This window comes from Paraburkholderia phenazinium (assembly GCF_900142845.1).
GTDB classification, from domain to species: domain Bacteria; phylum Pseudomonadota; class Gammaproteobacteria; order Burkholderiales; family Burkholderiaceae; genus Paraburkholderia; species Paraburkholderia phenazinium_A.
The window spans coordinates 2451728-2465634 of sequence record NZ_FSRU01000001.1; the positions used below are offsets into that span (position 1 = coordinate 2451728).

Sequence of the window (13907 nt, forward strand, 5' to 3'; positions counted from 1 at the left end):
TCACTCCAGCGCCGCAGCAACGAGTTCGGCTACGTCGAGCACTTCTGGGCGCGGGCCGACCACCCCTTCGAGCATCGCCGTGCAGTTCGGGCAGCCCACTGCGACCACCTCGGCACCAATCGCGCGCGCATCGGCCATGCGGATATCCGGAATGCGCTGCTTGCCGGGAATGTCCGTCAAAGGCGCGCCGCCGCCACCGCCGCAGCAACGGCCACGTTTGCCGTTACGTTCCATTTCGACCACCTTGATGCCGATCGATTTGAGCAGTTGACGCGGCGCCTCGGTTTCGCCGTTATAGCGGCCCAGGTAGCATGGATCGTGATACGTGATGCGCTTGTCGGCCAACGCCGCGGCCGCTTTCGGCGACAGCTTGCCAGCTGCCACGAGGCTCGCAATCAAGCTCGTGTGATGCAGCACTTCGAAACGCGCACCCAGGGTGCGATATTCATTGCGCAGGCTGTGCATGACGTGTGGGTCGGCCGTGACGATGCGCTTGAACGTCAGGTTCGCCAGCGTGCCGGTCAATTGCTTTGCCATGCGCTGGAACGTGGCTTCGTCGCCGAGCCGCCGCGCGACGTCGCCGGTGTCGGTCTCGTCGCCGCCCAACACCGCGTAGTCGACGCCCGCCTTGTTCAACACCGTCACCAACGCCCGCAGCGTGCGCTGATAGCGCATGTCGAACGCGCCTTCGCCGGCCACCAGCAGCACGTCGACCGCCTTGCCCGGTTGCGCGACCGGCGCATTCAGGTCGACGGCCCAGTCGTAGCGAGCGGACTTGTCGTAGCCGCCTGCCGTGCCGGTTTCGCGCAGATTCGCCAGCACTTCCGGCCCCTTGCCCGGCACCGTGCCATGCACCAACGTCTGATTGCGGCGCATGTCGACGATCGCGTCCACGTGCTCGATCAACATCGGGCATTCCTGCACACAGGCACGGCAGGTGGTGCAAGACCACAGCGTGTCCGCTTCGATCAGGCTCGAAACGATGGCCCGATCCGGTTCACCGGAATGCTGCCCAACTGCCAGACCAGGCGTCGGGCTGCCGGCATAGGCCGCGTCCGACCCGCCCACCATGCCGGTGACCAGATCCTGAATCAGCTTCTTCGGATTGAGCGGCTGGCCGGCGGCAAACGCCGGACAGGCTGCTTCGCACTTGCCGCATTGCACGCAGGCATCGAAACTGAGCAACTGGTTCCAGCGGAATTCCACCGGCTTGCCCACCCCGTATTCGTTCTGCTCGAGTACCGGAGTTTTCAGCGCAGTGGGCGGCGTGGCGTCGGCACGCTCGTTACCGTGACCGGCAAACCGCTCCTGGCGCGGATGAAACGCGAGATGCAGCAAGCCGGCCAACGCATGCTTCATCGGACCGCCGCGCGCCGCGCCCATCGTCATCGCGAAGGCACCCACCGCGATCAGCAACGCGAAAATCACCGCAAGACCGCCGGACATCGCCGAGGCGGGCACCAGCACGAACAGCACCAGACCGAGCGCGAACGAGCCGAGCAACCACGGTAAGGTATCCCAGGGACCGCGTGAAAGACGCGCCGGCACCGCTTTCGCGCCGCTACGCCGGCGCCAGACGAATACGGCGCCCACCAGCATGATCAAGGCCGCAAGAAAGATCAGCTTGTCGAGCCACGGCGAGTAAATCGCCAGCCCGTAGTTGAGGAACACCAGTGCAAACGCGGCAATGGCGCCACCCGCCGTGGCGACGTGCGTCTTCGCGATATACGGATCGCGCGCCACCACATGGTGCAGATCGACAAAATAGCGCTTGGGAATGGTCAACAGGTTGGTCCACCCGAAGGCGCCCGCCGCCGTCGCGCGTCCGAGCCGCCAGTAGGACGAACGTTTCGCGACCGCGAACGCAAGGCCGGCGACCGATACCCACAGCAATGCGGTGATGAGAAACGCCGGGCTCATCGTTAGAAGTCCTTGCAGAGGCGCAGCGCGTCGTAGATCGCGCCGTGAATGTTGTGCATCGAGATGCAGTCGCCGACCCGGAACAGCAGGAAGCGGCCGTTACCCAGTTCTTCGGATAGCGAAGGTTGCGGCTCGGCGGCGAACAGCTTGTGCACGTCGACCTGGCCGCGGTTCACCGATTCCGGCTTCAGCTTCCAGTACAGTTCGTCGTTAGGCGTGCTGCCGTTTTCGATCACCACCTGATCGACGGCGCGCTCTTCCTGCTCCTCGGTGTACTCGTTGCGCAGCACGGCGATGGTCTTGCCGTCCTCTTCGTAGACGCGATCGAGCCAGTAGTTCGGCGTATGCACCACGCCCAGGGCGTAAAGGCGGCGATAGAAAATCGGGAAGGTCGTGCCGCCGACGTCGTCCGCCACCTTCACGTCGGGCGTGACGATCTCCACTTTCGACCCGCGGCTGGCGATAAAGTCCGCGACGCCCGCGCCCGCATGCGTGCTGACGCCGTCATAAACGAGCACGTTCTGCTTCGGCTCGACCCGGCCCGCGAGAATGTCCCACGAACTGACCGCGAGCCCTTCCGCCACGCCCCATGCCGGCACCTGCTGCGTAAAGCTTGAACCGCCGGTGGCGAGCACGACGATGTCGGGCTTCTCGGCGAGAATCATCTTGTCGTCGGCCGCGACGCCAAGGCGCCGGTCCACGCCGAGGCGTCTGGTTTCCATGTCGAACCAGCGGACAATGCCGGCCATCTGTTCGCGCTGCGGCGCCTTCGCCGCCAGCATGATCTGACCGCCCACGGCATCGTTCTTTTCGAACAGCACGACGTCATGGCCACGCGAACGCGCAACACGAGCCGCTTCCAGACCCGCCGGGCCCGCGCCGACCACCACCACCTTGCGGCGCGGCCCACGGGTCTTTTCGATCACATGCGGCATCGTCGCTTCGCGCGAGGTCGCCGCGTTCTGCACGCACAGCACGTCCAGACCGTTGTACTGACGATCGATGCAGTAGTTCGCGCCCACGCACTGCTTGATCTCATCCTCGCGGCCATCGCGGATCTTGATGACCATATGCGGATCGGCGATCTGCGCGCGGGTCATGCCGACCAGATCGACCATGCCGTTCGCCAGCAAACGCTCGGCCTGACCCGCGTCGCGGATACTCTGCGCGTGCATCACCGGCAGCTTCACCACCGACTTGATGCCCGCCGCCAGATGCACGAACGGCTCGGGCGGCAACGCCATCGGCGGCATGCAGTTGGCGAGCGTATTGTGCGTATCCGCACCGGAGCCGATCACGCCGATATAGTCGATCAGGCCTGTCTCGGACATTGCCTGGGCGATCTCTTTCAACTGTTCGTGGTCGAGTCCGTCCTCATGAAACTCGTCGCCGCACATGCGCAAGCCGACGCAGAAATCGCGCCCAACGGCTTCGCGCACAGCAGTGAGCACTTCGACGCCGAAGCGCAACCGGTTCTGCAAACTGCCGCCCCATTCATCGGTGCGGAAGTTGGTGCGCGGGCTCCAGAACTGATCGATCAGATGCTGGTGGGCGGCGGATATCTCGATGCCGTCCATGCCCGCCTGCTGCACCCGCTTTGCCGCCGCTGCAAAGTCCGCGATGATGCGGCGAATCTCCTCCTCTTCGATAATCTTGGCATTGCCGCGGTGCACCGGCTCGCGCACGCCGGACGGCGTCATCAGATGCGGCCAATGCTCGCCATGAAACGCCGAACGGCGGCCCATGTGCGTCGCCTGAATCATGATCTTCGCGCCGTGGCGGTGCATCGCTTCGGCGAGACGGCCGAGCGGATCGACGATCTTGTCGGTCGAGAGATTCACCGACTTCCACCAGCCCTGCGGGCTATCGATCGACACCGGACTCGAGCCGCCGCATACGGCGAGCCCCACACCGCCCTTGGCCTTTTCCTCGTAATAGCGGATATAGCGATCGCCGGGCAGACCGCCCGGTTCGGCGTAGACCTCGGCATGCGCCGTGCTGACAATGCGGTTGCGCAGCGTCAACTGGTTCAGCGTCAAGGGTTTGAACAGATTCGGGTAACGCATCGCGGACGACCTCGGACGGGGTTCGGTTAAAGCAGGTTCTTACGCGTTTTCCACGCGTTTCTAATCAGCCAGCGGCGACACTTCGAATACGCAATGCGCGTGGTGCTCGGCGGCGCACTGCACTTCTTTCGACTGCGAGCGCGGCGCGTTCTTGCCCGCTTCGGTGGTGTCGTTGACCCAGTCCATGGCGCCGGCAAACCAGCCTGCGAACATGTAGCAGAGCTTGCCTTCCTTACCCGGTTGCGCCAGCACGAACGACGAATGATGCAGTTCGATCCGCGCACGCGCGCTCGCCGGGTCGGCTTCGACGATCTTGAAGAGACCCCAGCCGCGTTGCGACAGACGGTTCAGGTAGTGCTCGAAAACCGCCATGCCGTTGATGCCGTGCTGCTTCGCTTCCTTATCGCACCAGTGGTAGGCTGACTTGTAGCCGGCCTTGTAGAGAATCTCCGCGTAGACGTCGCGGCCCAGCGCTTCTTCCACTGCCGTATGGTTGTTGGTGAAGAAATGGCGCGGCACGTACAGCATGGGCAGCGAATCGGTGGTCCAGACGCCGGTATTCGCATCGACGTCGATCGGCAGTTGCGGTTGCATCGCGAGTTACTCCGTGGGGTAAGCGGTATCGATCGCGGGTGCTCTTCGAGGCACCCGTCGCCGGTTTAATGCATGCATGTCAAAGCGGGCTTGAAGCGCCCCGCGTGGGTCTGGCTCGCCCCTCAGGCGCCCCAGACGTCGCGGAACACGCGCACCCAGTTTTCGCCCATGATCTTGCGAATGCGCGTCTCGCTCCAGCCGGCCCGCTCCATCGCCGCTGTCAGGTTCGGGAATTCGCCGATGGTGCGAATGCCTTCCGGATTCACGACCTTGCCGAAGTTCGTCAGACGGCGATAGCGGCCCTTGTCGTGCGTGATCCAGTCGAAGAAATCGACCGTATAGCCTTGCGTGAAATCGGAGCCGATGCCCACGGTGTCCTCGCCGATCAGGTTCACCACATAGTCGATGGCTTCGACATAGTCCTCCACCGTCGCGTCGATGCCGCGCTTGAGGAACGGCGCAAACATCGTCACGCCGACGAAACCGCCCGCATCGGCGATCTCCTTCAGTTGCTCGTCGGACTTGTTGCGCGGGTGCTCCTTCAAACCGGACGGCAGACAGTGCGAATAGCACACCGGCTTCTTCGAGAAGGCAATCGCCTCCGAAGAAGTATTGCCGCCAACGTGCGACAGATCGACCATGATGCCGACGCGGTTCATTTCGCTGATCACTTCGCGGCCGAAACCGGACAGGCCGCCGTCGCGCTCGTAGCAGCCCGTGCCGACCAGATTCTGCGTGTTGTAGCAAAGCTGCACGACACGGACGCCCATATCGGCGAAGGCTTCGATATAGCCAAGGTTGTCCTCGAACGCATGCGCGTTCTGGAAGCCAAGAATCACGCCCGTGCGATTTTCCTTCTTGGCGCGCAGGATGTCGTCGGTGGTGCGCACAAGCGTCAGCAGTTCGCTGTTTTCGCGGATCTGCTGCTTCATCAGGGCGATGTTGTCGACGGTTTTGCTAAAGCTTTCCCAAACCGATACCGTGCAATTCGTGGCGGTAATGCCGCCCTTTTGCATATCTTCGAACACCGAACGATCGAAGCGCGAAATATTCAGACCGTCGATGATGATGCTGTTCTCGTGCAGAGTGCTCATTCTGTTTGCTCCATCTGGCTGGCGTGTGGGGCGCTGCCTTTAGCGTAAGTAAGGGGGCGTGACGGCGAATCAGTAGATCGGGAAGCGCTCGCACAGCGCGAAGATCTCGCGGCGCACGCGCTGTTCGGTGGCCGCATCGCCTTCGGGCGACACGCGCAACGCTTCGAACACCTCAAGAATCAGGCGGCCGATCTCGCGGAACTCGCTGACGCCAAAACCGCGCGTCGTGCCGGCCGGCGTGCCGAGGCGAATGCCGGAGGTGACCGTGGGCTTTTCCGTATCGAAGGGGATGCCGTTCTTGTTGCAGGTGATGCCCGCGCGCTCCAGCGCCTGTTCGACCTGGGTGCCCTTCAGGCCCTTGGGACGCAGATCCACCAGCAGCAGGTGATTGTCCGTGCCGCCGGTGACCAGATCGACGCCGCCTGCCTTCAGCACTTCGCCGAGCGCCTGGGCATTGGCCAGCACGCTGTCGATATACGACTTGAAGCCGTCCTGCAGCGCTTCGCCGAATGCGACCGCCTTGCCGGCGATCACATGCATCAACGGGCCGCCTTGCAGGCCCGGAAAGACCGCAGAGTTGATTTTCCTGGCGATGTCTTCGTCATTGGTCAGCACGAAACCGCCGCGCGGGCCACGCAGCGTCTTATGGGTCGTTGAAGTCACAACGTGTGCGTGTTCGAGCGGATTCGGATGGCGGCCTGCGGCGATCACGCCGGCGATGTGCGCCATATCCACCATCAACTTCGCGCCGACGCTATCGGCAATCGCGCGGAACCGCGCAAAGTCGAGCACCCGCGGATAAGCCGAGAAGCCGGCAATGATCAGCGTGGGCTTATGTTCATGCGCCAGTGCCTCCACCTGGTCGTAGTCGATCCGCAGCGTCTCGCGATCCACACCATATTGAACGGCGTTGAACCACTTGCCGGACAGCGCGGGTTTTGCGCCGTGCGTGAGGTGGCCGCCCGCGTCGAGCGACATGCCGAGCACCGTATCGCCCGGCTTCGTGAGCGCCAGCATCACGGCGCCATTGGCCTGCGCGCCCGAGTGCGGCTGCACATTGGCGTACCCTGCGTTGAACAGTTGCTTGACGCGCTCGATCGCCAGCGCCTCGATCTGGTCGGCGAATTCGCAACCGCCGTAGTAACGCTTGCCCGGATACCCTTCCGCATACTTGTTGGTCAGCACCGAGCCTTGCGCTTCGAGTACCGCCCGCGACACGATGTTTTCCGACGCGATCAGCTCGACTTGCGACTGTTGCCGCTCGAGCTCCTTGAGCACCGCGCTGCGGACCGGCGCATCGCGTTCGGCGAGCGTCTGCGAAAAGAAGGGGTTTGCGTTCGACATGGGCGTTCCGTGAGAAATGGATTGCAGTGATGGAGGCAGTCCGCGAAACACCGTGAATCCCTTGACTGGCCTGCTGCCACCGGCTACCGACGGCTCTATTCTTCTCCCTCATCGGAAACGTCAATTTACGAATTCAGACGCGTTCTTTGCCTTTTCCGCCATTCAAGTCCGTTTTGGACAAGTGACCGGTCGTGCGATTCGCCGCCCGCCCGCACTGCTTGCGTGCGCGAGCCGCCCGCGAACAGTGCCTGCGCCGCACACGCGCGGTGCGGCGGCGCCCGCCAATCTTTCAACCCGCTTGATAAGGCCAGGGTTTAGCCGTATGGCACGCTTGTTGCCCTCGAACCCAGAATGACGGAGCCGTCCCCCCCACGACGGCCGCAACACAATACAGAGTCGAAGGAACACCCGCACCATGTCGCCTGACCGCACCGCGTCGCTGTCCCACTTCGCTTTCATGCCGCTGCCGAACTTCACGATGATCGCCTTCACCAATGCGATCGAAGTACTGCGGATGGCGAACTACCTGAGCGGACAACAGCTCTATCGCTGGTCGATCATCAGCCCCGACGGCGGCCCGGTTACGGCAAGCAATGGTCTGGCGGTCGACACCGGTCCCGCCGAATGCGTGGGCCAGCCCGATATCGTGTTCGTGTGCGGCGGCATCGACGTGCAGCGCGAAACCACCCCCGCCCATCTGTCGACGCTGCGCCGCTTCGCGCGTGGCGGCGTGGCGCTCGGCAGCCTGTGCACCGGCACCTATGCGCTCGCCAAGTCAGGGCTGCTGGCCGGTTACGCCTGTGCAATCCATTGGGAGAACATGTCGGCGCTCAAGGAAGAGTTTCCGGACACGCGCTTCCTGAAAGAACTGTTCGTGATCGACCGCGACCGCGTGACCTGCACCGGCGGCGTTGCGCCGCTCGACATGATGCTCAACCTGATTGCGGCGCGCGTCGGCACCGCACGCGTCACGCAGATCGCCGAGCAGTTCATTGTCGAACACGTGCGCGATACCAACGCGCAGCAACGCATGCCGCTCGTCGCGCGGCTCGGCTCGGCGAACAAGTCGCTGTTCGAAGTGATCGCACTGATGGAGAACAACATCGAGGAGCCGTTGTCGCGCGAAGAGCTCGCGCGCCTCGCCAACATGTCGCAACGGCAATTGCAGCGCCTGTTCCGCGAGCACCTCGGCATGACGCCGACGCATTACTACCTGACCTTGCGTTTGCGGCGCGCCCGCGAGTTGCTGCTGCAGACCGACATGTCCATCATGCACATCACGATGGCATGCGGCTTCCAGTCGGCGTGTCACTTCAGCAAAAGCTATCGCGACGCCTTCGGCACCGCACCCACGCGTGAACGGCGCAAGCAGGTTGCGCCGCTGGCCCACACCATGCCGCCGGGCGCACCGCTCGGTATCGCACTGCAGGCCTGAGCCGGACCTTACTCGGCCATCTTTGGATTCCATCAAGCCACGCGCCGTTTAGCGCGGCTTCTTTACGTCTATAACCCCTTCGGCCGCCATGTCTTGGATTGTGGCGAGGCGTCGCGTAAGCTATGGTGAGTTCGTTGCGGCATGTCACCCCGGCGACGCCCACACCCCGCTAGAGTGACTGCTTTCCACCATCGCGCTGCGCAAGCTGCGGCGCCGTTAAAGGCTGGGCCATGGCAGACGACAGCATTGAAACCCGCCCCACTCACTCCGCACCCCGGCTGCTGGTTGCGCCGCAACAATTCTCGCTCGACGTCCTGCTGGAAAAGTACGCCAAAGGCGACGAGCAAAGCGCCGACGACGTCTACCGGCGCGTCGCCCGTGGTGTCGCGATGGCGGAACCCGCTGCCCTGCGCGAGACCATCGAAGCCCGTTTTGTAGAGAACCTGCGCCATGGCGCGCTCGGCGCCGGCCGCATCATGAGCGCGGCGGGCACGGGTATCGCGGCGACGCTCATCAACTGCTTCGTGCAACCGGTCGGCGACAGCATCCAGGGCGTCGACGAGCAAGGCCTGCCGGGCATCTATGTCGCGCTGCTGCAGGCGGCCGAAACGATGCGCCGCGGTGGCGGCGTCGGCTATAACTTCTCGGCGATCCGCCCCAAAGGCGCGCGCGTTCACACCACCAGTTCGTCGGCCTCCGGTCCGTGCAGCTATATGGATGTGTTCGACGCATCGTGCCGCACGGTGGAAAGCGCGGGCTCGCGGCGCGGCGCACAGATGGCCGTGCTCGACTGCAACCATCCGGATCTGCTCGAATTCATCGAAGCCAAGCATTCAAAGGGCCGCTGGAACAACTTCAACGTATCGGTCGCCGTCACGGACGAATTCATGCGCGCGGTCGAGCAGAATCAACCGTGGCAACTCGTGCATCGCGCCGAGCCTTCGCCGGCATTGCGCGCCGCCAACGACATGCAGCAGCGCGAAGACGGCTTGTGGGTTTACAGCGAGAAACCGGCCCGCGCGATCTGGGACCGCATCATGCGCTCCACTTACGACGTGGCCGAACCCGGCGTGGTGTTCATCTCGCGGATGAACGAGGACAACAACCTGCGCGCAGTCGAAACGATTCGCGCCACCAATCCCTGTGGCGAGCAACCGCTGCCACCCTATGGCTGCTGCAATCTCGGACCGCTCAATCTGACGCGCTTCGTGCGCGACCCGTTTGCGCAAGGCAAAGGCGGCACGCCCTCGTTCGACTGGGATGCGCTCGCGAACAGCACCCGCACCCAGGTGCGTTTTCTCGACGACGTGCTGGATGTGACGCTATGGCCCCTGTCCGAGCAGTACGACGAATCGCGCGCCAAGCGGCGCATCGGCGTGGGCTTCACGGGCCTCGGCGATACGCTCGTGATGCTCGGCCTGCGTTATAACTCGCCCGAAGGCCGCGAACTGGCGGTGCGCATTGCCCGCCTGATGCGCGACGAGGCGTACCGCGCTTCCGTCGAACTCGCGCGCGAGCGCGGCGCGTTTCCGCTGTTCGACGCCAAGCGCTATCTGGAAGACGGCACCTTCGCGTCGCGCCTGCCCGACGACATCAAGGACGCGATCCGCCGCGACGGCATCCGCAACAGCCATCTGCTGTCCATCGCGCCAACCGGCACGGTGAGCCTCGCGTTTGCCGACAACGCCTCGAACGGCATCGAGCCGGCCTTTTCGTGGACCTACACGCGCATGAAGGTGATGGCCGACGGCAGCCGCGAATCGTTCGCGGTGGAAGACTACGCGTATCGCCTGTACCGCGAACTGGGCGGCGATGTCGAGGCGTTGCCCGACTACTTCGTCAGCGCCCTGGAAATGTCGGCGCGCGACCACCTCGACATGATGGCCGCCGTGCAGCCTTACGTGGACACGTCGATCTCGAAGACGGTGAACGTGCCCGCCGATTACCCATTCGAAGCGTTCGAGAGCCTCTACTTCGACGCATGGAAAAACGGCCTCAAGGGCCTCGCCACGTATCGTCCCAACGAAACGCTCGGCGCGGTGCTGAGCGTGGCGCCACAACAGCCCGATGATTCGCTCACCGAAGCGGATCTCGACCCGCTGCGTATCGCCATCGATCATCGCCCCAAGGGCGAACTCCCGGCGATTATCGAAAAGGTCGAATACCTCACCCAGGCCGGCAAAAAATCGCTGTATGTCGCGGTGTCGTTCATGGAAGTCACGGGGCGCCTCGCGGGCGAGGACGTGACGATCGAGCGGCCTATCGACTTCTTCATTCCGGTGGGTCAGCGCGACGAATCGCAACAGTGGATCACCGCGCAGATGCGCTCGCTGTCGCTGGCCGCGCGCGGCGGTTTTGTGGCGCGCAATCTGCAGGACCTGCGCAAGGTGTCGTGGGATCGCGGCCAGGTGCGGTTAGGCGACGTGCAACGGCTCGACGGCCACCGCTCGCCGCTGTGGCACGATTCGGAAGTTGCGGCGCTGGCGTACGCGATCCAGCAGATCCTCCACCGGCGCGGCTTTCTGGATGCCGAGGGCAATCAGGTGCCGTCGCGCGTGCTGGCCCGGATTGGACATGAGCAGGTCGCGGCGGCGCCTGCTGCCTCTACCTCCGCTCCCACCACCGTGACGTCCCACAACGATGACGCATCCCCCGACACCGAAGGCCTCAACCAGTTGCGCACGATGCTGGGCCGCAAATGTGGCACCTGTGGCGCCAATGCGGTGATTCGCAAGGACGGTTGCGACTTTTGCACGGCGTGCGGCGAAGTGGGCGCGTGCGGATGAACGTGGCCTGCTCACGCCTGCCAGGCTGAACTCCCGCCAACGGGCCAGGAGGCATGGCGCAAGCGTCTCGCCGGTTCGCGCCTGAGCAAGGGTGCATAGCCGTGCAATTCACGCGGCGCGATATCGAACGCACGCCGGAAAGCGCGCGTAAAACTCGACGCGTCATTAAAGCCCAGCCCCGAGGCAATATCCTGCACCGAGAGATGCGGAAAGCGGACCAGTTCATCGGCCGCCATCAAAAGCCTGCGGCTGCGGATATACGCGGCAAGCCCACCCTCATGCTCGAACAGACGGTACACGCTGGCGCGCGACAGATGCAGCGACGCCAGCACGCTCTCCGGCGTCAGATCCGGGTCGTGCAGATTGGCCTCGACAAAGCGCCGCACCTGCCCATACACCGCGGCACGCACCGCCGCGCGGGCGTTGCCGGAAAGTCCCGCCTGCCGGCTGAAAGCCGCAGCGAGGAGTTCGATCGCCGTGAGCAAGGACTGATACGCCTCTTCCTTGCTCAGGCCGGCGATCTGCCGGTTGAGCGCCACCAGATGCGCGATCAGCGTACGCATCAGAGGCGTCGTCGCCTCGACCCAACGGCCATGCAGCGAAGCGGCATCGGGAAACGACCGTTCAATCAAGAGGCGCGGCACGAACAGCAGCAGGATTCGCCCCTCGAAACTGCGCACGGTGCACGGCTGATCCATGTCCAATGCGAGGATGCCCGGCACGGACGGCACGCGCGGCGCGTCGGACCTTTGCTTGCCGCCGAGGAACTGCCCCCGCTCGCCTTCCAGGAAGATGCTGAAGCTGACATCGTGAATGCTTTCCGTCGAGACGCGCCCCAACGAGCGCACCGCCAGGTTAGGGCCGGTGAGGAAGTCGAACAGGCTCACATCGTCGACCGAGTAACGGGTGAGCGCCGCGTCGAAGCGCTCCTCGCCCTGCTTCGTGGCAGGCCGTATGTCGAAGACCGGACTCATGCGCTCCTGCCAGGCCAGGAAGCTCTGACGGGCATCGCCGTGTACGCTGAAATTGCTGTGGAGGATGCCGGGCGCGAGCATCGGTGGCTGCGGTGGCAAGAGAAAGCGGCTTGGCGGCATGGACGCGGGCCTCGGGTCGTGGATCCGTCGGCGCGCATTTCGGGCTTCCGTCCAGTCTCGATCCGCTTTATCGCCTCAGACAGGCACGAATCGTGTCGGGCCGCGAGCCCGCCCCGTGCGCGCCAATCCGGTTAGCGAAGCATATCCTGTCCACGCTGCCCGCGCCAACGGCGCTTTGCACAGACGCTTTCCGGATGGGCCATCGTTTGGGCTGCTAACTTGCCCGCTGGGTTGAAAAGCACCGCAGCGGGCAGTCCCACTCAGGCGGCCCTCACTTGCTTACGCCGCCTTCAGCAACCCGTGCGGGTCGATCACAAACTTGCGCGGCGCCCCGCCGTCGAACTTGCGGTAGCCTTCCGGCGCTTCATCGAGCGATACCACCGTCACGTTGACGATATCCGCAATCGGCAAGCGGTCCCACAGAATCGCCTGCATCAGATTGCGGTTGTATTTCATGACCGGCGTCTGCCCGGTATGGAACGAGTGCGACTTCGCCCAGCCGAGGCCGAAGCGGATGCTCAGGCTGCCCTTGCGGGCGGCCGGGTCGGTGGCGCCCGGATCGTCGGTCACATAGAGGCCCGGAATGCCGATGGCGCCGGCCACCCGCGTAATGTCCATCAGCGAATTCAGCACGGTCGCGGGCGCTTCCTCGTGATGTCCATGGCTGCCGTGACCGTGCGCCTCGAAGCCGACGCAGTCGACCGCGCAATCCACTTCCGGCTTGCCGAGTATGTGCGCGATCTGCTCGCCGAGCGTCGCATCGAGCGACAGGTCGACGGTTTCGAAGCCCACCGCACGCGCATGCGCGAGCCGTTCCGCGTTCATGTCGCCGACGATCGTGCATGCCGCGCCCAACAAACGCGCGGACGCAGCAGCAGCCATGCCGACCGGACCCGCCCCGGCGATATACACCGTCGCGCCCGGCTTCACGCCCGCCATCACCGCGCCGTGATAACCGGTCGGCAAGATATCGGACAGACACGTCAGGTCGCGGATTTTTTCCATCGCACGATCGCGATCCGGAAACTTCAGCAAATTGAAATCCGCGTAGGGCACCAGCACGTATTCGGCCTGTCCACCGATCCAGCCGCCCATATCCACGTAGCCATACGCCCCGCCCGCACGCGACGGATTCACGTTCAGGCACACGCCGGTATGCTGTTCCTTGCAGGTCTGACAGCGGCCGCAGGCTACGTTGAACGGCACCGAAACCAGATCGCCGATCTTCAGCGTCTCGACGTCGCGGCCCAGTTCCACCACCTCGCCGGTGATTTCATGGCCCAGCACCAGCCCGACCTCAGCCGTCGTGCGGCCGCGCACCATATGCTGATCGGAGCCGCAGATATTGGTCGACACTACCTTCAGAATCACGCCGTGACCGATTTCGCGGCCACTCGGATCGACCATCCGCGGATAGTCGATCGGTCGCACTTCAACCTTGCCCTCACCCAGATACACCACACCGCGATTGCTGCTCATTGTCTCGTCTCCATGTTCGTCTAGCTGCTCGATTTGCTGTCTGGTTTGCTGCCTGATCAGCAGCGCTGTTCGCCACGGCATCCGGCAAACGCCGC

General features: G+C 63.9%; 9 protein-coding genes. 2 read left to right on the forward strand and 7 right to left on the reverse strand.

The features are described 5' to 3' along the window. The 5 genes from BUS12_RS10680 to BUS12_RS10700 all read right to left on the reverse strand — a co-directional run bounded on the left by BUS12_RS10680 (position 1) and on the right by BUS12_RS10700 (position 7018). A complete protein-coding gene (locus tag BUS12_RS10680; RefSeq protein ID WP_074295666.1) occupies positions 1 to 1920 on the reverse strand; it encodes a (Fe-S)-binding protein in 1920 nt (639 codons plus the stop codon). A 2-nt stretch (positions 1921 to 1922) separates the two neighbouring features. After that, entirely contained in the window at positions 1923 to 3986 is a 2064-nt protein-coding gene (locus tag BUS12_RS10685) for an NADH:flavin oxidoreductase (RefSeq protein ID WP_074295667.1), read from the reverse strand. 60 nt (positions 3987 to 4046) lie between these two features. Continuing rightward, complete coding sequence (locus BUS12_RS10690; protein WP_074295668.1) at positions 4047 to 4580, reverse strand: DUF5943 domain-containing protein; 534 nt, start codon at positions 4578 to 4580, stop codon at positions 4047 to 4049. A gap of 122 nt (positions 4581 to 4702) precedes the next feature. Further along, positions 4703 to 5674: a dipeptidase gene (locus BUS12_RS10695; RefSeq protein ID WP_074295669.1), complete on the reverse strand. Its 972-nt coding sequence runs from the start codon at positions 5672 to 5674 to the stop codon at positions 4703 to 4705. Between the two features lie 69 nt (positions 5675 to 5743). After that, positions 5744 to 7018, reverse strand: a complete 1275-nt coding sequence (locus BUS12_RS10700; RefSeq protein ID WP_074295670.1) for a serine hydroxymethyltransferase — start codon at positions 7016 to 7018, stop codon at positions 5744 to 5746. Between the two features lie 415 nt (positions 7019 to 7433). Between BUS12_RS10700 and BUS12_RS10705 the strand changes: the two genes are divergently transcribed. Together BUS12_RS10705 and BUS12_RS10710 are read left to right on the forward strand one after the other, a co-directional pair. Further along, positions 7434 to 8453, forward strand: a complete 1020-nt coding sequence (locus BUS12_RS10705; RefSeq protein WP_074295671.1) for a GlxA family transcriptional regulator — start codon at positions 7434 to 7436, stop codon at positions 8451 to 8453. Between the two features lie 230 nt (positions 8454 to 8683). Next, on the forward strand, positions 8684 to 11239 hold the full coding sequence (locus BUS12_RS10710; RefSeq protein WP_074295672.1) for an adenosylcobalamin-dependent ribonucleoside-diphosphate reductase: 2556 nt from the start codon (positions 8684 to 8686) through the stop codon (positions 11237 to 11239). A gap of 11 nt (positions 11240 to 11250) precedes the next feature. Here the strand turns inward: BUS12_RS10710 and BUS12_RS10715 are convergent, their stop codons facing one another. Further along, positions 11251 to 12294, reverse strand: coding sequence for an AraC family transcriptional regulator (locus BUS12_RS10715; RefSeq protein WP_083640337.1), 1044 nt, complete (start codon positions 12292 to 12294; stop codon positions 11251 to 11253). Positions 12295 to 12612: 318 nt separating this feature from the next. Beyond that, entirely contained in the window at positions 12613 to 13812 is a 1200-nt protein-coding gene (gene fdhA, locus BUS12_RS10720; RefSeq protein WP_074295674.1) for a formaldehyde dehydrogenase, glutathione-independent, read from the reverse strand. Positions 13813 to 13907: the final 95 nt, after the last annotated feature.

What these genes read in the sequence shown, in the direction of transcription:
- fdhA (WP_074295674.1), bottom strand. Translation starts at nt 13,812, where the DNA reads ATGAGCAGCAATCGCGGTGTGGTGTATCTGGGTGAGGGCAAGGTTGAA.
- BUS12_RS10700 (WP_074295670.1), bottom strand. Translation starts at nt 7,018, where the DNA reads ATGTCGAACGCAAACCCCTTCTTTTCGCAGACGCTCGCCGAACGCGAT.
- BUS12_RS10715 (WP_083640337.1), bottom strand. Translation starts at nt 12,294, where the DNA reads ATGCTCGCGCCCGGCATCCTCCACAGCAATTTCAGCGTACACGGCGAT.
- BUS12_RS10705 (WP_074295671.1), top strand. Translation starts at nt 7,434, where the DNA reads ATGTCGCCTGACCGCACCGCGTCGCTGTCCCACTTCGCTTTCATGCCG.
- BUS12_RS10710 (WP_074295672.1), top strand. Translation starts at nt 8,684, where the DNA reads ATGGCAGACGACAGCATTGAAACCCGCCCCACTCACTCCGCACCCCGG.
- BUS12_RS10685 (WP_074295667.1), bottom strand. Translation starts at nt 3,986, where the DNA reads ATGCGTTACCCGAATCTGTTCAAACCCTTGACGCTGAACCAGTTGACG.
- BUS12_RS10695 (WP_074295669.1), bottom strand. Translation starts at nt 5,674, where the DNA reads ATGAGCACTCTGCACGAGAACAGCATCATCATCGACGGTCTGAATATT.
- BUS12_RS10680 (WP_074295666.1), bottom strand. Translation starts at nt 1,920, where the DNA reads ATGAGCCCGGCGTTTCTCATCACCGCATTGCTGTGGGTATCGGTCGCC.
- BUS12_RS10690 (WP_074295668.1), bottom strand. Translation starts at nt 4,580, where the DNA reads ATGCAACCGCAACTGCCGATCGACGTCGATGCGAATACCGGCGTCTGG.